The sequence below is a fragment of the Amycolatopsis sp. NPDC049159 genome, from assembly GCF_040648295.1.
In the GTDB taxonomy this organism is placed as follows: Bacteria; Actinomycetota; Actinomycetes; order Mycobacteriales; family Pseudonocardiaceae; genus Amycolatopsis; species Amycolatopsis pretoriensis_A.
The window spans coordinates 301,225-322,160 of the sequence record NZ_JBEZDL010000011.1 but is presented as its reverse complement, the minus strand read 5'-3'; the positions used below and the strand labels follow the sequence as shown (position 1 = coordinate 322,160).

Genomic DNA, 20,936 nt, shown 5'->3' with positions numbered 1-20,936 from the left:
GATCCATTCGGAGTGTCTGGGCGCGCGCGTGCGCGCGAGGACGGGCTTTGTACGAGACGTGTACGGGCCGCGGTCACGCTCCCGCCATGAAGCGTTTGAACCTCCGGCGTATCGCCGGACTCGGGGTGATCGTGGCGGCGATCGGCTCGCTCGCGGCCGGCGGCGCGCTCGAGGCGTCCGCCGCGGCGAGCGGCACCGTGAAGACCGCGGGCGACCCGCTCAACGTCCGCCGGGCGCCGACCGCCAGCGCCACGGCCGTCAAGACCGTCGCGAACGGCGCGACCGTGGCCATCGACTGCCAGCTCACCGGCTCCTCGGTGACCGGCACCTACGGCACCAGCACGCTCTGGGACTACGTGCCCGCGCTCGGCGGGTACATCTCGGACACCTACGTCTACACCGGTTCCGACACGCGGATCGCGCCGGACTGCGGGGTCGGCACGGGCAGCGCCCAGTGCGCCGGCGCCTGTGCCGGCGAAGGGCAGTACCGCTCGTCCGACTCGCACTTCCTGGTCTACGACACGAACGCCGACGGCTACTCCGCCGTCGTCGCCTACTGGCTCAAGGGCGGCGCCGGGCCGTTCTACGTCTGGAACTCCGGTGGCGAGGGCACGAAGGCCGACAAGGCCGTCTCCGTCCCGCACGGCGGCTGGGTCTTCTACAAGGTCTGCGTCGCCAACTACACCACCGGCAAGCCGGACCTGAAGTCCTGCAGCGACGGCCTCACCGACTTCGCGGCCTGACCGCGTCCACAGGAAGAGAAAGGGCTTTCCACCATGGGTCAGGTCAACCGGCGCAAGGTGCTCCTCGGCGGCCTCGCCGCGGTCACCGCCACCGCGGCTTCGGCGGCGCTGCCGTCGTGGGCGAACGCCCGCACCACGGCCGCCGCCCCTACTATCCACGATCCCTTCCAGCTCGGCGTCGCGTCCGGCGATCCGCTGCCCGACAGCGTGGTGCTGTGGACGAGACTCGCGCCGGCCCCGCTCGACCCGGACGGCTTCGGCGGCATGCCGGACGCCACCTACGCGGTCGACTGGGAGATCGCGAACGACCAGGCGTTCAGCTCGATCGTGCAGAGCGGCCAGGTGAGCGCCGTCCGCGCGGCCGCGCACAGCGTCCACATCGAACCGACCGGCCTGCAGCCCGCGCGGGAGTACTTCTACCGCTTCAAGACCGGCGGCTACCTTTCGCCGGTCGGCCGGACGCGCACCGCGCCCGCCGCCGGTGCCGCGGTCAACCAGCTCAAGTACTGCTTCAGCTCCTGCCAGCACTGGGAGGAGGGCTACTACCACGCGTACAAGGGCATCGTGGCCGACGACCCGGACCTGGTGCTGTTCCTCGGCGACTACATCTACGAGAAGAAGTCGGGCCGCGCCGCCGCGGAACGCAACCCGCGCAGCCTGGCCTTCACCGAGGACGTGACGACGCTCGCGCAGTACCGCGCCCGCCACGCGCAGCACAAGACCGACGCCGACCTGCAGGCCGCGCACGCGATCGCGCCGTGGATCGTGGTGTTCGACGACCACGAAGTGATGAACAACTGGAACGGCACCACCTCGCCCGCGACGGCCGCGCGCAAGGCCGCCGGGTTCCAGGCGTTCTACGAGAACACCCCGATCCGGTCCACGGCCAAGCCGAACGGCTCGTCGATCCAGCTGTACCGCCAGTTCGTCTGGGGCAACCTCGCCCGCTTCCACATGCTCGACACGCGCCAGTACCGCAGCGCCCAGGTGGCCGACCCGTCCGGCTCGACCGGGCCGTCGTGCACGGACACTCGCAGCACCTCGCGCAGCATCCTCGGCAGCACCGAGGAAGCCTGGCTGCTCAAGCAGTTCGAGTCGCACCCGACGACGTGGGACTTCCTCGGCCAGCAGGTCTTCTTCGCCACGCGCGATGGTGACGGGAACAAGGCCACCTGCGAGAGCCCCGACTCCTGGCAGGGCTACGAGGCCTCCCGCAACCGGATCCAGCAGGGCTGGGTGGACCGCAAGGTCGCCAACCCCGTCGTGCTCACCGGCGACGTCCACCGGCACTGGGCCGCCGACCTGCGGCTGGACTACTTCGACCACAGCGACCCGGTCATCGGCTCGGAGCTGGTCACGACGTCGGTGACGAGCAACAGCGACACCGCGACCGCGCCGAGCGCGGCCTGGTACGCGAACAACCCCCACGTCAAGTACTGCAAGGGCGAGCGCGGCTACGTCCGCGTCACGACCACGCCCGGGCAGACGCGAGCGGATTTCATGACCACGTCGGACACCAGCGTCTACGACCCGGCGTCGGTCGTGATCAAGAACGATGTCAGTTACGTAGTGCAAGCGGGCCGGCCTGGCCTGCAGAAGGTCTGACCCCGGGACGCTACGCGGACGGCGATCTCGGCGGCGGCGATCCAGCTCTTCCTTGAGGGCGGGTTCGACGCCGTCGGGGTCGCCGAAGTGGCGGGCGCGGCCGAGGTGTCCAAGCGGACGCTCTTCGCCTACTTCCCGACCAAAGAGGACCTGGTGCTGCACCGGTTCGCCGACCACGAGACCGGCGCGGCGGCCGTCGTCCGCGCCCGCCGGCCCGGGCAGGGAGCCTTCGAAGCGCTGCGGGAGGCGTTCCTGCGCGGGTTGGACGAGCGTGCACCGGTGACCGGGTTGTGCGACGAGCCCGGCGTGCTCGCGGTGTTCCGGCTGGTCACCGGAACCCCGGCGCTGACGACCCGGCCGGCCGGGTTCGCCGGTGCGGGGGAGGCGGCGCTGGCCGCCGCGCTCGGGGAGGCCGGCGTCCCGGCGCTCGACGCGAGTCTCGCGGCCGCGCGGATTTCGGCGGTCCGCCGGGTGCTGGCCACGGCCAACATGGCCGCGGTGGCGGCCGGCGTCCCGGCGGGACAGCGCTTTCCGGCGGCCGTCGAGGCGGCCGATCGGGCGTTCACACTGCTGTCGTCCGGACCAGAGTTCGCCTGATCATGCGGGATTCTCGGTCCGGGCGTGAAATTCGCACGGTATCCCCGGGGGCGCCGGCGGTAGACTGCGGAATCCCGAAAGGACCCCGGGGGACCCGCGTCCGACTGGGGGTGGCGCGGGTCCCCCGAGCCAGTCGATCTTGACAGTCCGTTGGCGCCACTCGTAATCTGGGTTCTCCGCCGTCATGCCGAATTTCCCGATTCCATGACAAGGCGGTCTCACGGTGAAAAGATCTTTGCTGATCAGCTGGGCGGTGGCCGGGCTGGTGGTGGCCGGTACCGGAATCTCCGCGGCGGCGCCCGGTGGCGTCTACGACGTGAAGGACTACGGCGCGAAGGGCAACGGTTCCGCCAACGACTCTTCCGCGGTCGACAAGGCGATCACGGCGGCCAACGCCGCGGGCGGCGGTACCGTCCGGTTCCCCTCGGGTACCTACAAGTCCGCGAACACGGTGCACCTCAAGAGCAACGTGACGATCCAGCTCGACGCGGGCGCGACGATCACCGGGTCCGGTGCGGACACCTACGACAAGCCCGAATCGAACCCCTGGGACGACTACCAGGACTACGGCCACAGCCACTTCCACAACGCGATGTTCGCCGGCGACAAGCTGACGAACATCGGTTTCACCGGCGCGGGCACGATCGACGGCGGCGGCAACCTGATCACCGGCAACCCGAAATCCGGTGAGGCGGACAAGATCCTGTCGCTCACCCGGTGCGACGGGCTGACGTTGTCCGGCATCAAGCTGCGTCGCGGCGGGCACTTCGCGGCGCTGGTCAACGGGTGCAAGAACGTCGTCTCCGACCACCTGACCATCGACACGGCGGGCGATCGCGACGGCTGGAACATCATCAGCACCACGAACGTCACCATCACCAACGCCGCCATCGCGGCCAACGACGACGCGCTCGTGTTCAAGAGCGACTACGCGCTCGGCGCGAAACTGCCGAACGGGAACGTCACGGTGACCGGCGCGAAACTCTCGGCGGTGTGCTGCAACGCGCTGATGTTCGGGTCCGAGACCTGCGGTGACTTCACCGGCTACCGGTTCTCGGACATCTCGATCACCGGCGCGCACAAATCGGGTCTCGGCATCGTTTCCATGGACGGCGCGAAGATCTCCGACGTGCACTACCGCAACATCACGATGTCGGGTACGTATTCGCCGGTCATGATGAAGATCGGCACGCGGAAACGGTGCGGGAACAACCCCGGCGTCGGCTCGATCAGCGGGATCACGTTCGACAACGTCACCGGCACGCACACCGGTAGCAACTTCAGCCCGACGATCTGGGGCGCGGACAGCGGTCACCGCGTCTCCGATGTCACCTTCACCGGTGTCAAGCTGACCGTGCCCGGTGGCAACGGGACCGCGGGCACCGGCGTGCCGAGCAACGACGCGACGGACTACAACCCGAAGAGCATCGGCACCCGCCCGTCCTACGGCTGGTACCTGCACTACGCGGCCGGCATCCGGTTCGTGGACAGCTCGGTGGACTTCGGGAAGGACGACGGCCGCCCGGCGAGCATCGTCAACAACAGCTCGGACATCACGTTCGACCACTTTACCGCGGAGAAAGGCAGTAAGAGCCCGTACGACATCGGCTTCCAGTCGGTGACGGGCTACTGCGTCCGGGACTCGGCGCTGCGCGTGAACGCGACGGGGTCCACTTCGGACTGCTGACGAAAACGGAGGGGCCCCGGCCGGAAAGCCGGGGCCCCTCCTGCGGCGCGCCTCGTGGTCAGTGGTGGAACTGCTCGTTCATGATCAGGAACGCGCCCAGGCCGTGGAAGTCGTTCGTCTTGCGGGCCCGCGCGTAGTAGTAGGACAGGTCGCCGACGTTGGTGCCCTCGCAGATGTCGGTGATGTTCGTGAGGCCGTCGGAGCCGAGGGAGATCTTCTTCAGCACGCCGGCGTAGCCCTTGTCCGCCACCGCCTGGTAGGACGAGGGCAGGTAGCCGCGCTGGACACCGCGGGCGATCGTGAACGCGTACATCGACGACGCCGACGTCTCCAGCCAGTTCTTCGCCTCGCCGCCGCGGTCGACGACCTGGTACCAGCGGCCGCTGGCCGGGTCCTGGTAGCGCTGGTAGCCCGCGGCCAGGAACCGCACGACGTCGATCAGCGCGGCCCGGCGCGGGTGGTCCGCCGGGAGCACCTCGAGGATGTCGATCGTGGCCATGCCGAACCAGCCGATCGCTCGGGCCCAGTGGTACTTCGAGTGGTGCCCGGCCCCCGACGACCAGGATTCGGAGCCGTCCTCGTCGTAAGCGTGGTACAGCAGGCCCTTCGCCGGCTCGCGGAGGTGGCTGAAGTACACCGAGATGTTCTTCGCCGCCTCCTCGAAGCAGTACGCGCCGTCGTCGAACGCGGCGCCGTAGAGCGCGAGGAACGGCTGGGCCATGTACACACCGTCGCCCCACAGCTGGCCGACCTTGCTCGTGGCGTGGAACATGCCGCCGTCGGACGTGCGGGGGTAGGCCGGGAACCGCTTGCGCAGCTGGTCGGCCGCCGTCTTGTACTTCTTGCGGCCCGTTTCGGCGTAGAGCAGCGGCAGCAGCTGGCACGAGCGCATCGAGTCGAGGTTCGTGAAGCTGTTGGAGATCCCGCTGTCGGTGATGAACCGGTCGTACCAGGCGACGATGTAGTCGAGGTACTTCTGTTCGCCGGTGCGCTGGTAGAAGAGGTACTGGCCGTAGAGGTAGAGCCCGAGGGTGTAGCCCCAGCCGCCGATGGTGCCCGGCGTGTAGCGCTTCATCGTCGAGTCGATGACCGCCCGCGACCAGTCCGGTGGCGGCGCGGCACCGCCGATCGGGGGCAGCCGGTCGGCCGCGCGCGCGACGGGGCCCGCCGCGGCGAGGGCACCGAGCGCGCCGAGCGTGCCGGTCAGGACCGCGCGCCGGGTCGGGCGAAGGGGGTGCTCGGACATGCGTCGTCCCTTTCCTGCACTGGCCCCCGCGACGCGGGTGGTGCGAAGAGGTGGCCGGGATGCCGATCCGCCGTCCGTCGGCATCCCGGCCGGCTCTGGGGCGCGGCGTGCTACCCGTTTCGCCGGAGCGGTGGTCGGGGAGCGAAAGCGCTTCCCACGGAGAACATGTACTCGCCTCGCGAGAGCCGGTCAATAGAGGTCCGACCTCTTAAGTCATATATCAGATACTTGACCCGAATGGCGGGTACTTCGGTGTACCGGTGGGCGAAACGGGTGCCAAAGGTCGGATCAGAGGCTTGACCGACGGCGAACCGGAGGAGTACCACTCCGGGTGGACCAGACCACTGGAGGTCATCGATGTTCTTGCGTCGCTTGGGTGTCGTGTGCGCTTCTCTGCTGGCGGTGGCCGGGCTCACCGCCGCGCCGGCGTCGGCCGATCTGCAGAAACCCTCCCAGCAGTGGCTGCGTGAGAGCCAGGCGGGCCTGTTCCTGCACTGGGGCATGCGCACCTCGCCCGGCTACACCAGTTGCAGCGCCTGGGAGAAGGCGATCACCGACGGCGGGTGGAGTCCCGCTTACTGGGTCACCGAGGCGAAGAAGCTGCACGCTTCCTACCTGGTGCTGGCCTCCTTCCACAGCCGCCTCGGCTACTCGCGGGCGTGGCCGTCGAAGATCCCGGGCAGCTGCAGCACCAAACGGGACTTCCTCGGCGAGCTGGTCGCCGCGGCGAAGACCGAGGGGCTCAAGGTCATCCTCTACATGACCAACGACGCCCAGTGGCACGACGAGGGCGGCCACGAGTGGCTCGACTCGGCAGGTTACTCGAAGTACAAGGGCAAGACGGTGGACCTCGACGGCCAGGACGGCTTCGGCCAGTTCAGCTACGACAACTTCTTCGAGGTCATGAAGAACTACCCGGACCTCGGCGGGTTCTGGATCGACAACGACAACGCCTACTGGGAGTCCCACGACCTGTACCGGCAGATCTACCAGCAGCGCCCGGACTACCTGCTGAGCAACAACAACGAAGACACGCCGATCATGGACACGATCAGCAACGAGCAGAAGACCGGCATGACGCCGTCGTACGACTACCCGCAGGCGACGTACACGGCGATGCCCCGGCTCACGGAAGCGTGCTTCAAGCTGCCCGACACCGGTTCCTGGTGGTACGGCGGCTCGAACCCGCCGGTGACCAAGGCGCTCAACCTCGGCCGCCTGGTGACGAACGCCGGCTCGTCGATCAAGTCCCTGATGGCCGAGACGGCGATGGTGAACGGCCGGTTCCCGGCGAACCAGGAGGCGTTCAACAACTTCGCGGCCGGCTACCTCGGCGCGATCGCGGAATCCCTCGACGGCACCGAAGGCGCGGGGTACATGTACGGCGGCATGCAACCGGGCTTCTGGAACGACGGAGCGCACGGCGTCATCACGATCCGCGGCGGAACGCAGTACGTGCACGTGCTGACCAAGCCGTCGGGGAGCACCTTGAAGATCCGCGACAACGGCTACCGCGTCTCGGGCGTCACGAACCTCCGCACCGGCGCCGCGATCTCGTTCGGCCAAGGTGGTGGCACCCTGACGCTGTCCGGGCTGTCGGGCTGGGACGCCTACGACACGGTGTTCAAGGTCGAAACGGCGGGCCGCACGGGAACGTACGACCCGCGTACCGTGACGCTGAAGGCGAGCGCGTCCGCCAGTGGCCACAGTGGACAGTCCGCGAGCGACGGCGACTACCTCACGTACTTCGACAACGGCAAGACGCTCCCGGTCGACCTGGATTACGACCTCGGCGCCGCGCGGCCGGTCCGGTACGTCGGCCTCAACCAGCGCGAAGACTCGGTGAGCTACGCCCGGTCGGACACCGAGCAGTCCGCGCGCATCAAGGCCTACCAGGTGTTCGTCTCGGCCGACGGCAAGAACTGGGGGAGCGCCCTGAAGTCCGGCACCCTCCCGAGCCACCGCGGCGTCCAGTTCATCGACCTGCCGGCGACGACGACGAGGTACGTCCGCCTGCGGGTGACGAGCACGTATGCGGCCTCGAGCGACAGCACGCGCTACAAGCGCCTGCGCCTCGACGAAACCTGGCTGGGCTCGGCCTACGCGGGCTGAGCCAGCAGGTCCACGGCCAGCGCCGCGGTCCAGCTGAACGAGCGGGTGCCGTGGCCCGCTCCGGTCAGCGGGTCGCAGTACTCCGCGAAGTCCGTGGCCGCCGCCGTCGTCAGGAGGTCGGTGCGCAGCCGGGTGGCGAGCGCGTGTTCGCCGTGGTGGCGCAGGGCGCGGTGGAGGAGCCAGCCGACGTTGGACCACGACGGGCCGCGCCAGTAGCGGGCCGGGTCGAAGTCCGGGGCCGTCAGGTCGTAGCTCGGGATGCCGTGGACGCGGCCGAGGCCGAAGCGCGGGCCGGTTGCCGTGGCCAGCAGGGCCGGGGCGACCGCCAGGTCCGGGAGCAGCAGCGGCAGCAGCCCGGCGCACGTGTGCTGCCGGGTCAGCGCCCCGGTGCGGACGTCACGGGCGAAGAAGAAACCGTTGTCCCACAACGTGTCCTGCAACGCCTTCGCGATGCGCGCCGCCGATTCGCGGTGTTCCTCCGACGGCAGGCCGAGCTCCTCGGCGATCTCGGCCAGCGCCAGTTCGCCGTCGGCCAGCAGTGCGTTGAAGCCCGGGTCCTCGACGACGAAGTCGCCGAAGTCCCGGTAATCGCTGTCGCGGTAGTCCGCGGCGAGGCGGACGTACCGGCCGTAGTCGGCGTCGCTCGGCCGGTCCGCCTCGGTGCCGTGGGCCAGGTCGCGGCGGACGAAGCCGCTTGACGGCGTGACCCGCGCCAGCGGCTCGTCCCACGCCGGGCTGTTGTCCATCCCGGACTCCCACGGGTGCACGATCGCCGCGAGGCCGTGCCCGCCCGCGTCGCGTGATCCCCGCAGGTATTCGTGCCAGGCGCGCAGTTTCGGGTACAGCGTCGCGAGAAATCCGCGGTCCGGCGCGGCTTCGTGCACCGCCAGCACCGCGCGCGCGTGCACCGGTGGCTGGACGATGCCGGACGTCCGCCCGGCGCGCCAGAAGGCCGGGCCGGGGAAGTACGCCTCGGGCGGGGTGCCCGGGTCGAACACGATGTGCGGGACGCGGCCGTCAAGCCACTGTGCGGAGAACAGCGTCAGCAGCTCGCGCCGCGCGCGCTCGGGCGCGTGGTGGCGCAGGCCGATCGCGATGAACGCCGAGTCCCAGCTCCACTGGTGCGGGTAGAGCGATCGCGAGGGCACGGTCGACGAGCCGAGCCAGTTGCCCGCCAGTACGGCCGCGGCTCGTGTTACATCCATATGTCCAACTTATCTCGGACTTGTGTAGTGTCAATAGACAAAAGGGGGGAGACGTCGGATGCCGACCAGTGCCGGGGAGCTGTTCCAGCTGGTCAAGACGGGGGAGGCGACCACGCGCAAGGCACTGCTCACCCGCAGCGGCCTGTCCCGGTCGACCCTCACCGCGCGCCTGGACCGCCTCCAGGCGGCCGGCCTGCTCGCCGAGGGCGGCCAGGAGGACTCCACCGGCGGCCGCCCGGCGCGGCAGCTGCGCTTCGACGACCAGCACGCCGTCGTCCTCGCCGCGAGCATCGACACCACGCACGCCGAGGCCGCGGTCACCGACCTGGCCGGACGGCGGCTGGCCCACCGCGAAGGCGAGCTGCGCGTCGCCGACGGCCCGGAACCGGTGCTCGACCGGATCGCGGGGTGGTTCGACGAGCTGCTGGCCGAGGCGGGAAGGCCGGTGTGCGGCGTCGGCGTTTCCGTCCCCGGCCCGGTCGAACCCGGCCGCGCCCGCGTGACGCAGCCGCCGATCATGCCGGGCTGGGACGGCTACCCGATCGACGCCCACCTCGGCGCCCGCTTCGCCGCCCCGGTGCTCGTCGAGAACGACGCGAACCTGATGGCGCTGGGCGAGCACCGCGCCCGCCACCCGGACTCGGCCGCGCTGGTGGTGGTCAAGGTGTCCACCGGCATCGGCGCCGGCATCGTCCTCGGCGGCGAGGTGTACCGCGGCATCGACGGCGGCGCGGGCGACATCGGCCACATCCGCCTGCCGGGCCACCCCGGCGCCCGCTGCCAGTGCGGTTCGCTCGGCTGCCTCGCGGCCGTCGCCAGCGGAGGCGCCCTCGCCTCGCGCCTGACCGAGCTGGGCCTGCCGACGACGTCGGGCTCGGGCGTGCGCGACCGCCTCCTGGCGGGCGACCCGGCGGCGGTCCGGCTCGCCGAAGTCGCGGGCCGCCAGGTGGGGGAGGTGCTCGCGACGCTCGTTTGCGTGGTCAACCCGGGCGTGCTGGTCGTCGCCGGGGATCTCGCCGAACCGCATTTCGTCGCCGGCGTCCGCGAAGAGCTTTACCGGCGCGCGCTCCCGCGGGCGACGCAGCACCTGCGCGTCGAAATCGGCGGCCGCGGCGACGCGCTCGGCGGCGCGGTGGCGATGGTCGTCGACACGGTCTTTTCGACGGCCGAAGTGGACCGCAGGCTGGCCGCACCGCGCTGACCACGGCCGAAGTACCGTCACGGCGTGGACTGTCCCGAGTGGACGGACCGCCCGACTTTAGTAGGTGGCGCGCGGCCGTCGCCCGTGGTGCGGAAACCGGACTTAACGCACACCGTGGAGCATTCCTCGCGTTTTTCGTCCGACAAATCGGATTTCCGCACCACCCCCCACATCGCGTGAATTCGCGACGAGATAACGGTTCCGCAAGCACTTCCCCGCGAGCGGAACACCGATCTAGTCTCACCCGGTGTTGCAAGGCCCGTTTTCCGGGGGCCGTTTCGAAGAGGGAGATTTCTGTGCGAAGAAGCTCCACCCTGCTCCTTTCGCTCGCGGTGGTGGGTGGCCTGACCGGCGCCCTGCCGGCGACGGCGTCCGCGCAGGGGCGTCAGGACATTCCGCAGTCGCACCCGTTGTGGGCGAACGCGCAGGCGAAGGTCGCCGACACGGCGCCCGCCGCGAAGCTGAGCTTCCGGGTCTACCTGAACCAGCGCGACAACGCCGGTGCCGAGGCGCTGGCCCAGGCCGTGTCCGATCCGGACAGCAAGACCTACCGCCAGTACCTGAGCCCGGACCAGGTGCGCGACCGGTTCGCCGCCAGCGACGCCACGGTCGACGCCGTCAAGTCGTGGCTGACCGGCAACGGCTTCAGCATCGGTGAGGTGCCGTCGAACCGCGCCTACGTCGAGGCCACCGGTACCGCCGGCCAGACGCAGCAGGCGTTCGACGTCAAGCTGAGCAAGTACAAGGTCAAGGGCCAGACCCTCCGCGCCGCCGACAAGAACCTGTCGGTGCCGGCGAACCTGGCGAACGACGTCCTCGGCGTCGTCGGCGTGGACCAGGCCACCAACCTGTTCAAGCCCGACCACGCCACCGGTTCCGGGACGCCGTCCGACGTCGCGCCCGGGCCCGGCTTCCGCAACGCGCGGCCGTGCAGTGCCTACTACGGCGAGAAGATCGACACCACCGATCCCGCCTACAACGGCAAGAACCTGCCGTACGCCCCCTGCGGCTACACCCCGGCGCAGCTGCGCTCGGCCTACGGTGTCGACAAGGTCGGCGCGGACGGCAAGGGCACCACGATCGCCATCGTGGACGCGTTCGCCTCGCCGACCATCTACGCCGACGCGAGCACGTACGCCAAGAAGAACGACCCGCAGCACCCGCTGAAGCAGAGCCAGTTCAAGCAGCACGTCTTCCCGGCGAACCCGGTCCTCGAGCCGCCGGACCAGTGCGACGCGGCGGGCTGGTACGGCGAGGAGACCCTCGACGTCGAGGCCGCCCACGGTCTCGCGCCGGGCGCCGACATCCTCTACGTCGGCGGTGAGTCCTGCGAGGACAACGCCCTCGACGTGGCGCTGAACTACGTGATCGCCGGCCACAAGGCCGACATCGTGTCGAACTCCTACGGCGACACCGGCGAGGACATCCCGGCCGACGAGGTCAAGGTGTTCAACCAGATCTCGCTGCAGGCGGTGCTCGAGGGCATCGGCGTCTACTTCTCCTCGGGTGACAACGGCGACGAGGTCGCGCGCCTCGGCACGCCGTCGCCGGACTTCTCCGCCTCGGCGCCGTGGATCACCGCGGTCGGCGGCACGTCCATCGCGATCGGCAAGGACGGCAAGCGGATCTTCGAGACCGGCTGGGAGACCAGCAAGTCCTCGCTGACCAACGGCGTCTACGGCCCCGCGGCCTACACCAGCGGTTCCGGTGGCGGCACGAGCCGGCTGTTCGCGCAGCCCTTCTACCAGAAGGGTGTCGTGCCGGACGCGCTGGCGAAGAAGAACCAGACCGGCAACAACAAGGGCCGCGTCGTGCCGGACATCTCGGCGATCGGCGACCCGAACACCGGCTTCCTGGTCGGCCAGACGCAGACCTTCCCGGACGGCGCCTACTACGACCAGTACCGGATCGGCGGCACGAGCCTCGCGTCGCCGGTGTTCGCCGGCATCATGGCGGTGGCCGACAGCTTCGACCACTTCCACCACGGCTTCATCAACCCCGTGATCTACAAGCTGACCTCGCGCACGCCGGCGATCAGCGACGTGAAGCACGTGGACGCCGCCGTGGAGCGTGTCGACTACGCGAACTCGGTCGACGCTTCGGGCGGCCTGCTCACCTCGGTGCGCACGCTCGACTACCAGGGTCTCACCATCCACACGACCCCGGGCTACGACGACGTGACGGGTCTCGGCACGCCCAACGGGCTGCTGTTCCTGCTGCTCGTCTAGTTCCGTAGTTCATGAAGGGCACCCTCATGGCTTTTAAGTCCATGAGGGTGCCCTTCATGGCGTTTCCCCTAGGGGGATGACCGCGTGTACCGCGGTGCCGCCGGGGCCGCTGGAGACGGTCAGCTCGCCGCCCAGCGCCTCGACCCGGTCGCGCAGGCCGGCCAGGCCGGTGCCGCCGTCGAGGGACGCGCCGCCGACGCCCCGGTCGGTCACCTCGACCCGCAGCTCGGCGCCCTCGGTCGTGATCCGGACGCCGACGTGGTCGGTTTCCGCGTGCTTCAACGCGTTCGTCAGCGCTTCCGACGCCACGAAGTACGCCGTCGCCTCGACCGCCGCGTCGAGGCGGGGCACCGTGCCGACCGACAGCGCCACCTCCATCGGGCTGCGGTCGGCCAGCGAGCGGACCGCCGCGACCAGCCCGGCCTCGGTGAGGATCGCCGGCCGGATGCCGCGGGCCAGCTCCCGCAGCTCGGTGATCGCCGTCTGCAGCTCGTCGACCGAGCCGCTGAGCAGGGCGCGGACCTCCGGCGGCAGGTCGTCGCCGTAGCGGCGGCCGGTCATCCGCAGCAGCAGCACGACGCTCACCAGCCGCTGCTGGGCGCCGTCGTGCAGGTCGCGCTCCAGCCGGCGGCGCTCGTCGTCGCCGGCCGCCACCAGCCGCGCCCGCGACGCCCGCACCTCGGCCAGCCGCTGCTCCAGCTCCGCCGTGAGCCGCTGGTTGTCGAGCACCAGCCCGGCCGCGGCGTCGAGCGCGTCGATCGACCGGCTGTCCTTCCAGACCTCGTCGTCCTGCACCAGCGCGGCCAGCCCGCTGCCGTCGCGCTCCAGCAGCAGCCGGATCATCTCCGCGTTGCCGACGCGGGCGCGCAGCACCCCGGCCAGGAACGCCAGCGGCCACAGGCAGAACAGGATCCGGTACACCTGCAGCAGCGGCTCGGACAGCGGGTGCCCGTCGCCGAGCGCGGTGCCCGCCCCCGACGTGAGCGCGCCCAGCAGGGCGATCGCGACGACCGGCGAGAGCAGGCGCCGCTGCGGCAGCCGTCCGGTCAGCCAGCGGTAGAGCAGCACGACGACCACGCCGGCGCTGATCGCCGTCGCGGCGAGCGCGAGAGCGCGGTCGGCGAAGGCGCCGCCCGGGCCGGGCCGGATCGCCAGCAGGTCGCGCGGGTCGTCGCCGGCCAGCAGCCCGACCACGCCGGAACCGAGCACCACCAGGTAGGCCGCGGCGACGAGCAGCCGTTCCCCCCGCGTGCGCAGCCTGCCGTGCGGGAACGCGAGCACGAGGTGCGCGATCACCGGGCTGGACGCGGCGCGCAGCGGCACGGCGATCGTGTACAGCACGGGGTCGCGGGTGAACTGGAGGTCTTCGAGGAACAGCGCGACGCCGGCGAGCGCGATGAGCACGCCGATCGGGTTGGCCGGGCGCCGGACGTGCGCGACCGCGCCCGCGAGCAGGAAGAGGAACCCGGTCGCGGTGCTGAGCGCGGTGTCGAGCGCGGAATGGTCGCCGTCGGCCGCCTTCAGCGTCAGCGCGGTGACGCCGAGGGCCGGACCGGCGATCAGCAGGCCGGTCATCACGAGCGTCCGCGGGTGCTGCGCCACGCCCACCCCTCCCGGTGTGCTCCCGGCCACGCAAACCGTGATTCGCCCGTTCGGGCTCTCGCGTTACACCGGGCGGCGGCGCTTTAGGGTGAAGCCCGGGGCGAACGAGAGGCAGGAAATGAGCGGACGTGGTCTGGACGCCGAGGTCTTCGGCGGGCGGATGCCCACCGGCGGCGGTGACCTGGCGATCGAAACCCACGGTATCGCGCCGGTCCCGGAGGGCAACCGGTTCGGCAGGCCGTGGCGGCTGTTCAGCGTGTGGTTCGCGCCCAACCTGACGATGACGGCGGTGTTCACCGGCACCCTCGCCGCGTCGCTCGGCCTCGGCTTCTGGACCGGGCTGGCGGCGATGCTCGCGGGGACCGTGCTCGGGTCGCTGCCGGTCGCGTACCTGTCCACCTGGGGCCCGCGCACCGGCACCGGCCAGCTGCCGCTGGCCCGGCTGCCGTTCGGCGGCGGGGTCGTCCTGCCCGGCCTGGTGCAGTGGCTCGGCTCGATCGCGTGGGACGCGCTCGTCGGGCTGTTCGGCGGTGAGGCGCTGGCCGAGCTGACCGGGCTGCCGTTCTGGGCGGCGGTGCTGATCGTGCTGGTGCTGCAGTGCGCGCTCGGCGTGTTCGGCTACGCGCTGATCCACCGCGTCCAGGCGGTGATGAGCGTGCTGCTGGTGCTCGCGTTCGCCGCGCTCGCCGTGAAGGTCCTTTCCGGCCACCCGATCGCGGCGGCGGACACGGCTTCGGGTGCCGACCTGGCCGGCGGCGTCGTCCTGTTCACGACGATCACGTTGTCGCTGGCGATCTCCTGGGCGCCCTACGCGTCGGACTTCAGCCGCTACCTGCCCGCGTCGACGTCGTCGCGCAGTGTCTTCTGGGCGACGCTGCTCGGTCTCGTCGCGTCGTACGCGATCGGCGAGGGGCTCGGGCTCGCGCTGGGGTCGTCGCTGGGCGACCAGACGGCGTCCGGCGTCGCGAAACTGCTCGGCGGCGGGTTCCTGGGCGCGCTGGCGCTCGCGGTGATCGCGCTGGCGGCGGTGTCGTCGAACGCGATGAACGACTACAGCGGTTCGCTGGCCCTGCAGACGGTCGGCGTCCGGCTGCGGCGCCCGGTGTCGGCGGTCGTCGTGACGGTGCTGGCGTTCGCGCTGATCCTCTGGATGCACAGCGGCGACCTGTCCGCGAAGTTCGAGAACGTGCTGCTGTTCGTCAGCTACTGGATCCCGCCGTTCCTCGGCGTGGTCGTCCCGGACTGGCTCGCGCGCACCCGCGGCGGGCGGCGGGTGGACGTCCTCGCGTCGGATTCCGTACGGCCGTGGGCGGCGGTCGTGGCGTTCGTGCTCGGGTTCGGCGCGGCGGTGCCGTTCATGAACACGTCCCTCTACACGGGACCGGTGGCGGCGGCGCTGCACGGCGCGGATCTGGCCTATTACGTCGGGCTCGTCGTTTCGCTGGCAGCGTACTTCCTGCTGCGCGGCCGGTCCCGGGTTGACCTCAAGTAATGTAGAGGTTTCACGATGGTGTGGTACCCCTCGGAGGAGGAACCATGCCAACCGCACTCGTGACCGGCGCGTCCGCCGGTCTGGGCCGGGCGCTCGCCGCGGCCCTGGTGAGTCGCAAGTGGACGGTCGTCGGCGACGGCCGGGACGCGGCCGCGTTGTCCGCGGCCGCACGGGAGACCGGCTTCACGGCCGTCCCCGGCGACGTCGCCGACCCGGCCCACCGCGCCCAGCTGGCCGCCGCCTGCCCGTCGCTCGACCTGCTCGTCAACAACGCGAGCTCGCTGGGCGTCAGCCCGCTGCCGTCCTTGGGGAGCTACCCCTTGGCGGAGCTGGAGGACGTCTACCGCGTGAATGTGTTCGCGCCGCTGGCGCTGACGCAGCTGCTCCTGCCCGCGCTGACGGCCGCGCGCGGGACGGTGCTCGACATCAGCTCGGACGCGGCCGTCGAAGCCTACGAAGGCTGGGGGGCCTACGGTTCGGCGAAGGCCGCGCTCGACCAGCTCACGGCGGTGCTGGGCGCGGAAAACCCGGACCTGGCGGTGTACGCGGTCGACCCGGGCGACCTGCGCACGGCGATGCACCAGCGCGCGTTCCCCGGCGAGGACATCTCGGACCGGCCGCTGCCGTCGTCGGTCGTCCCGGCGTTCCTGCGGTTGCTGGACGAGCGCCCACCCAGCGGCCGCTACCGCGCGGCGGACCTCCTCGTGACCGCATGAACATCCGGTTCGAGCTGCCCGCGGAGCTGTCGGCGTCGGCCCCGCCGGAGGCCCGCGGCCTGGCGCGCGACGAGGTCCGCCTGCTGGTGGCCGGGCCCTCGGGCGTCCACCACACGGTGTTTTCGGCGCTGGGCTCGTTCCTGTCCGCCGGCGACCTGCTGGTGGTGAACACGTCGGGGACGCTGCCGGCGGCGGTGGACGCCGTCCGGGCCGGGCGCCCGGTGGTCGTCCACTTCGCCTCGCCGCTCGACGACGGCGGCTGGGTGGTGGAGCTGCGCGCCCCCGGCGGCCCGCTGCTCGACGGCCGTCCCGGCGAAGTCCTGGACCTGCCCGGCGGCGCGTCGCTGACACTGCGATCCCCGGTGACCGAGCGGCTGTGGCGCGCTTCGGTGGCGGTCGAGGGCCCGGTCCCGGGCTTCCTCGCCGCGGCCGGGCGTCCGATCCGCTACGGGTACGTCCCGAGCGCGTGGCCGCTGTCGGACTACCAGACGGTGTTCGCCCGCGAGCCGGGCAGCGCGGAGATGCCCTCGGCGTCCCGCCCGTTCACGACGGAGCTGGTGACCCGCCTGGTGACGGACGGCGTGCTGTTCGCACCGCTGCTGCTGCACACGGGGGTGTCGTCCCCGGAGGCGGACGAGCCACCCCAGCCGGAGCGCTTCCGCGTCCCGCCGACGACGGCGGCGCTGGTCTCGTGGGTCCGGTCGCGAGGCGGCCGGGTGATCGCGGTGGGCACGACGGCGGCCCGCGCCCTGGAGTCGGCGTTCGCTGCCGGCGAGGCGCACGCGGCGGAGGGCTGGACGGACCTGGTCCTGGGCCCGGACCACCCGGCCCGCCTGGTGGACGGCATCGTGACGGGCCTGCACGCCCCGGAGGCGTCCCACTTGCTGCTGCTGGAGTCGGTGGTCGGCCACGACCGCGTCCAGCACGCTTACGACGCGGCGGTGGAGCGCCGGTACCTGTGGCACGAGTTCGGCGACGTGTCGCTGCTGCTGCGCCGCTGACCCGCTAGTGGCCGGCCTCGATCCGGCGGGACCTGAGGAGGCCGGCCACCGCCACCACCGCGATGCCCAGGCCCACGCCGCTGACGATCGATGCCACCAGGCTCGCCGTTGCCGTGGCCAGGCCGAACGCGCCCGCGATGTAGACCGGGATGCAGATCGCCACCGGCAGCCACGTCCGCAGCGAGAACGCGCGGTCCGAGGCCAGCCACAGGACCAGCGCCACGGCCGCGCCCGTCACGACCGGGATCGCCCAGACGACCAGGCTCGTCACCGCGTCCATGCCGAGTGACCGGAGCCACTCGAAGGACGCCTGGCCCAGTCCGATGAACAGCACGACCAGCGCCACGCGGACGCCGGCGACGCCGTGGCCTCGTCGATGTGCGGTGCTCGTCATCTCTTCCCTCCCGGATCGGTCGTCACCGGTACCACGTTCGGGTGACGTCGGCGGTTGCCCGCGTTACGGGATTTCTCCGAAGCGGCCTTTCTTCCCGGATGCCGGGAAGAAAGCGCGGGCCCTCGCGTCCGGCCCGGCGACCCAGCATGCTCTTGCCGCACCACGCTCCACCTGGTCGAACGGTCCGCAGTAGGGGCACGCGCCGCCGATGTCAAGGAATCTCACGAGAATTCCCGGGATGCGGATGGCTATGCGCCCTAGTGGGTGACCGTGCGAACCTCGCCCCGAACACCGATCCCGAAAGGCGACGCTGACGTGCGCACCCACCACAGAACCCGCTTCCTGGCCTCGGCGCTGGCCGCCCTGACCGTCGCGGGCGTGCTCGCCGGCTGTTCACGCGCGGACAGCAGCGCCGCGCCGGCCGCCGACCAGGGCACCGCCGGCGAGGTGCGCGTCGGGTTCTTCCCGAACGTCACCCACGCTCCCGCGCTCATCGGCGCGAAGAAGGACTTCTTCAAGAACGAGCTCGGCTCGACCAAGCTCACCACCCAGACTTTCAACGCCGGCCCCGAAGAGGTCAACGCCCTGCTCGGCGGCTCCCTCGACGTCGCCTTCCTCGGCTCCGGCCCGGCGATCAACGCCTTCACCAAGTCCAAGGGTGCCATCCAGCTGATCTCGGGCGCCGTCTCCGGTGGCGCGCAGCTGGTCGTCAAGCCGGACATCACCGACGTCGAGCAGCTCAAGGGCAAGAACATCGCGACGCCGCAGCTGGCCAACACCCAGGACGTCGCGCTCAAGAAGTTCCTGGCCGGCAAGAAGCTGACCGACCAGGTCAAGATCACCAACACCGACAACCCGAAGACGCTGGACGCCTTCAAGAAGGGCGAGGTCGACGGCGGCTGGCTGCCCGAGCCGTGGGCGTCCCGGCTGGTCCTCGACGCCGGCGCGAAGGTGCTCGTCGACGAGAAGACCCTGTGGCCGGGCGGGCGCTTCCCGACCACCGTCGTGATCGTGCGCAGCGAGTTCCTGCAGCAGCACCCGGACACCGTCCGCGCGCTGCTGAAGGGCGAGCTCGCCGCGATCGACTGGGCCAAGGCCAACCCGGCGGAGGCGAAGACCGTGGTCAACGGCGCTCTCAAGGAGCTGGCCGGCAGTACCCTGAGCGCCGCGGTCCTGGACCGTGCGTTCTCCGGCATCGAGCTGACCACCGACCCCGTCGCCGCCGAATTCCCGCAGCTCGCGCAGGACTCGGTGACGGCAGGCGTGGTGAAGACGGCGGTGGCGCTCAAGGGCTTCGCCGACTTCGGCCCGCTGAACGAGGTGCTGAAGGCCAAGAACCTGCCCGCCGTCGAAGCTCCCGAACTGACGAAGTGAAACCGGGGGCTCCGCGACCCGGAACCCCCGAAACCGAGAGTGATGTGGAGAGGCAGCCAGCGATGACCACCACCCTCCCGACCGGCCGGCCCCGGTTCACCGGCGCGACCGCGGTGCGGCTCGACGGCGTGCGCAAGACGTTCGGCCCGGCCGGTCGCGCGGTCGTCGCGCTCGACGGCGTCGACCTGACGGTGGCGCCCGGCGAGTTCGTCTGCCTGCTGGGCGCGTCCGGCTGCGGCAAGAGCACGCTGCTGAACCTCGTCGCCGGGCTGGACGCGCCGTCGGCGGGGGAGATCACGCTGAACACGTCGCGGCCCGCGGTCATGTTCCAGGAGGCCGCGCTGATGCCGTGGCTGACCGCGTCCCGCAACGTGGAGCTGCCACTGCGGCTGGCCGGGTTCGGCCGGGCCGAGCGCCGCGAAAAGGCCGCCGAGCTGCTGGAACTGGTCCGGCTGACGGACGCGGCGAACAAGCGCCCGCACGAGCTGTCCGGCGGCATGCGGCAGCGCGTCGCGCTGGCCCGGGCGCTGGCGGCGACCCTGCGCGTCGGCGGCGACCCGGAGCAGTCGCTGCTGCTGATGGACGAGCCGTTCGCCGCGCTCGACGCCATCACCCGCGACTGCCTCCAGGGCGAGCTGCTGCGCGTCTACCGCAGCACGAACACGTCGGTGCTGTTCGTGACGCACGACGTGCGCGAAGCGGTCCGGCTCGGCCAGCGGGTCGTGCTCCTGTCGTCGCGGCCCGGCCGGGTCGTGCGCGAGTGGACGGACGTGCCGCTGGCCGACGCCGAGGAGCTGACCGAGGAAATCACGGGCCACCTGCGCGAGGTGATCAGCACCCATGCCGCAGCTTGACCGGGCCGGTGCGGAGGTCGAGGACCTCGAAGCCGTCGGGTCCGGCCTCGACGCCCTCGACGCCCCGGTGGGGGAACGCCGGCCCAGCTTCTGGAAGCGCTTCGCTTGGGGGTTCCTGCCGCCCCTGGGCGCGCTCGTACTCCTGGTCGTCGTCTGGCAGATCCTCTGGGCGGCGGCGTTCTGGCCCGAGTCGCAGCTGCCGGCGCCGCTGGCGGTGTGGGACGAGTTCTGGAGCAACGTCACCGACGGCAAGGTCTTCGGCTTCGTCTGGACGTCGGTCCACCGCGCGGCGCTCGGCTTCCTCGTCGGCGTCCTGATCGGTACCCCGCTGGGCCTGGTGGTGGCCAAGGTCCGCCTGGTCCGCGCGGCGATCGGCCCCCTGCTGAGCGGCCTGCAGAGCCTCCCGTCGGTGGCCTGGGTCCCGGCGGCGATCCTGTGGTTCGGCATCAACGACGCGGCGATCTACTTCGTCGTGCTGCTGGGCTCGGTCCCGTCGATCGCGAACGGCCTGGTGTCCGGCATCGACCAGATCCCGCCGATCCTGCCCCGCGTCGGCCAGGTGATGGGCGCGAACCGCCTGTCCTCGGCCCGCCACATCCTGCTGCCGGCCGCACTGCCGGGCTTCTTGGCGGGGCTGAAGCAGGGCTGGGCGTTCTCGTGGCGCTCGCTGATGGCCGCGGAGCTGATCGCGCTGTCCCCGCAGCTGGGGATCGGGCTGGGGGCGTACCTGAACCAGGGCTCGTCGTTCAACAGCATGGAGACGGTGATCGCGGCGATCTTCCTGATCCTGCTGGTCGGGGTGGGGATCGAGCTGCTGGTGTTCCGTCCGCTGGAGCGGGCCGTGCTGCGCGCGCGGGGGCTTACTGCTTCGCTGTAGTG

Annotated in this window: 17 protein-coding genes; 13 read left to right on the top strand and 4 right to left on the bottom strand. The window is 71.0% G+C overall.

From position 1 onward, the window contains the following. Positions 1-86: 86 nt before the first annotated feature. From AB0B33_RS22380 to AB0B33_RS22365, 4 genes are all read left to right on the top strand, one after another. The gene (locus AB0B33_RS22380; RefSeq protein ID WP_360774798.1) at positions 87-743 is read left to right on the top strand and encodes a hypothetical protein; all 657 of its coding nucleotides are present in this window, start codon (positions 87-89) and stop codon (positions 741-743) included. A gap of 33 nt (positions 744-776) precedes the next feature. Next, the gene (locus AB0B33_RS22375; RefSeq protein WP_360774795.1) at positions 777-2,348 is read left to right on the top strand and encodes an alkaline phosphatase D family protein; all 1,572 of its coding nucleotides are present in this window, start codon (positions 777-779) and stop codon (positions 2,346-2,348) included. Between the two features lie 24 nt (positions 2,349-2,372). Continuing rightward, a complete protein-coding gene (locus tag AB0B33_RS22370; RefSeq protein WP_360774839.1) occupies positions 2,373-2,945 on the top strand; it encodes a TetR family transcriptional regulator in 573 nt (190 codons plus the stop codon). 223 nt (positions 2,946-3,168) lie between these two features. Next, positions 3,169-4,632, top strand: coding sequence for a glycosyl hydrolase family 28 protein (locus AB0B33_RS22365; RefSeq protein ID WP_360774792.1), 1,464 nt, complete (start codon positions 3,169-3,171; stop codon positions 4,630-4,632). Positions 4,633-4,690: 58 nt separating this feature from the next. On the opposite strand, the gene AB0B33_RS22360 is transcribed toward AB0B33_RS22365, so the two are convergent. Further along, positions 4,691-5,878 carry a glycoside hydrolase family 88 protein gene (locus tag AB0B33_RS22360; RefSeq protein ID WP_360774789.1) on the bottom strand — a complete coding sequence of 396 codons (1,188 nt, stop codon included), beginning with the start codon at positions 5,876-5,878 and terminating at the stop codon, positions 4,691-4,693. Between the two features lie 357 nt (positions 5,879-6,235). Between AB0B33_RS22360 and AB0B33_RS22355 the strand changes: the two genes are divergently transcribed. After that, positions 6,236-7,990 carry an alpha-L-fucosidase gene (locus AB0B33_RS22355; RefSeq protein ID WP_360774786.1) on the top strand — a complete coding sequence of 585 codons (1,755 nt, stop codon included), beginning with the start codon at positions 6,236-6,238 and terminating at the stop codon, positions 7,988-7,990. Here AB0B33_RS22355 and AB0B33_RS22350 read toward each other — a convergent pair. After that, on the bottom strand, positions 7,978-9,195 hold the full coding sequence (locus AB0B33_RS22350) for a trehalase family glycosidase (RefSeq protein WP_360774783.1): 1,218 nt from the start codon (positions 9,193-9,195) through the stop codon (positions 7,978-7,980). The genes AB0B33_RS22355 and AB0B33_RS22350 overlap by 13 nt on opposite strands. A gap of 58 nt (positions 9,196-9,253) precedes the next feature. On the opposite strand from AB0B33_RS22350, the gene AB0B33_RS22345 reads away from it, so the two are divergent. After that, on the top strand, positions 9,254-10,396 hold the full coding sequence (locus AB0B33_RS22345; protein WP_360774780.1) for an ROK family protein: 1,143 nt from the start codon (positions 9,254-9,256) through the stop codon (positions 10,394-10,396). A 296-nt stretch (positions 10,397-10,692) separates the two neighbouring features. Continuing rightward, entirely contained in the window at positions 10,693-12,624 is a 1,932-nt protein-coding gene (locus AB0B33_RS22340) for a S53 family peptidase (protein ID WP_360774777.1), read from the top strand. Between the two features lie 54 nt (positions 12,625-12,678). Here AB0B33_RS22340 and AB0B33_RS22335 read toward each other — a convergent pair whose 3' ends face one another. Continuing rightward, entirely contained in the window at positions 12,679-14,199 is a 1,521-nt protein-coding gene (locus tag AB0B33_RS22335; RefSeq protein ID WP_360774836.1) for a sensor histidine kinase, read from the bottom strand. Positions 14,200-14,344: 145 nt separating this feature from the next. On the opposite strand from AB0B33_RS22335, the gene AB0B33_RS22330 reads away from it, so the two are divergent. The 3 genes from AB0B33_RS22330 to AB0B33_RS22320 are packed head-to-tail and all read left to right on the top strand — an operon-like array spanning position 14,345 to position 17,435. After that, positions 14,345-15,718 (top strand): cytosine permease, encoded by a 1,374-nt coding sequence (locus AB0B33_RS22330; protein ID WP_360774774.1) that lies wholly within the window; start codon positions 14,345-14,347, stop codon positions 15,716-15,718. A 44-nt stretch (positions 15,719-15,762) separates the two neighbouring features. Next, positions 15,763-16,434 (top strand): SDR family NAD(P)-dependent oxidoreductase, encoded by a 672-nt coding sequence (locus AB0B33_RS22325; RefSeq protein WP_360774771.1) that lies wholly within the window; start codon positions 15,763-15,765, stop codon positions 16,432-16,434. Beyond that, positions 16,431-17,435, top strand: coding sequence for an S-adenosylmethionine:tRNA ribosyltransferase-isomerase (locus tag AB0B33_RS22320; RefSeq protein ID WP_360774768.1), 1,005 nt, complete (start codon positions 16,431-16,433; stop codon positions 17,433-17,435). Before AB0B33_RS22325 ends, AB0B33_RS22320 begins: the two co-directional genes overlap by 4 nt. Positions 17,436-17,439: 4 nt before the next feature. Here AB0B33_RS22320 and AB0B33_RS22315 read toward each other — a convergent pair whose 3' ends face one another. After that, positions 17,440-17,829: a hypothetical protein gene (locus AB0B33_RS22315; RefSeq protein ID WP_360774765.1), complete on the bottom strand. Its 390-nt coding sequence runs from the start codon at positions 17,827-17,829 to the stop codon at positions 17,440-17,442. A 315-nt stretch (positions 17,830-18,144) separates the two neighbouring features. Between AB0B33_RS22315 and AB0B33_RS22310 the strand changes: the two genes are divergently transcribed. The 3 genes from AB0B33_RS22310 (at position 18,145) to AB0B33_RS22300 (ending at position 20,934) form a co-directional block, all read left to right on the top strand. Next, complete coding sequence (locus tag AB0B33_RS22310; RefSeq protein WP_360774762.1) at positions 18,145-19,203, top strand: ABC transporter substrate-binding protein; 1,059 nt, start codon at positions 18,145-18,147, stop codon at positions 19,201-19,203. Between the two features lie 62 nt (positions 19,204-19,265). Then, complete coding sequence (locus tag AB0B33_RS22305; protein WP_360774759.1) at positions 19,266-20,057, top strand: ABC transporter ATP-binding protein; 792 nt, start codon at positions 19,266-19,268, stop codon at positions 20,055-20,057. Next, positions 20,044-20,934, top strand: coding sequence for an ABC transporter permease (locus AB0B33_RS22300; RefSeq protein ID WP_247013779.1), 891 nt, complete (start codon positions 20,044-20,046; stop codon positions 20,932-20,934). The genes AB0B33_RS22305 and AB0B33_RS22300 overlap by 14 nt, the downstream gene beginning before the upstream one ends. The last annotated feature ends 2 nt before the right edge of the window (positions 20,935-20,936 follow it).